General features: G+C 76.7%; 1 pseudogene. It reads left to right on the top strand.

The annotated features are described in order from the left end of the window. Positions 1-575, top strand: a pseudogene (locus IZR01_RS49485) (hypothetical protein); the annotation flags it as partial.

Below are 575 nucleotides of genomic sequence, written 5' to 3'. Positions count from 1 at the left end.
CCTCCGAACCCCGCGGCAACGACCGCCGCGGCAACGACCCGCGCGACACCTCGGACGACTTCAGCCCCCGCGGCTCCAACCGCCGCGACGCTTCGGCCGCCTCCGGCCCCCGCGGCTACGGCCGCCGTGGCTTCGCCCCCCGCGACACCTCGGACACCTTCGCCCCTCGCGACTTCGACCGCCGCGGCCACGGCCGGCGCGGCTTCGACCTGCCCACCGCCGCTGACGCCTTCGGACCCCGCGACTCTGGCCCCCGAGACTTCGGCCGCCGTGGCTTCGGCCGCCGCGGTGACGACTCCCGCTTCGCCCCGGCCGATTCCGGCCCTCGCGACTTCGGCCGCCGTGGCTTCGGCCCCCGCGAAGAGCCCGCCGACTTCAGCCCTCGCAGTTACGGTCGCCGTGGCTACGGCCGTCGCGGTGACGACTCCCGCTTCGCCCCGGCCGACTCCGGCCCTCGCGACTTCGGCCGCCGTGGCTTCGGCCCCCGCGAAGAGCCCGCCGACTTCAGCCCCCGTGGTTACGGTCGCCGCAGCTTCCGCCAGTACGACCTCGACCCCCGCACCGCCCCCGACGAC

The sequence above is a fragment of the Catenulispora pinisilvae genome, assembly GCF_015356865.1.
In the GTDB taxonomy this organism is placed as follows: Bacteria; Actinomycetota; Actinomycetes; order Streptomycetales; family Catenulisporaceae; genus Catenulispora; species Catenulispora pinisilvae.
This window is presented reverse-complemented; position numbering and strand designations above follow the sequence as displayed.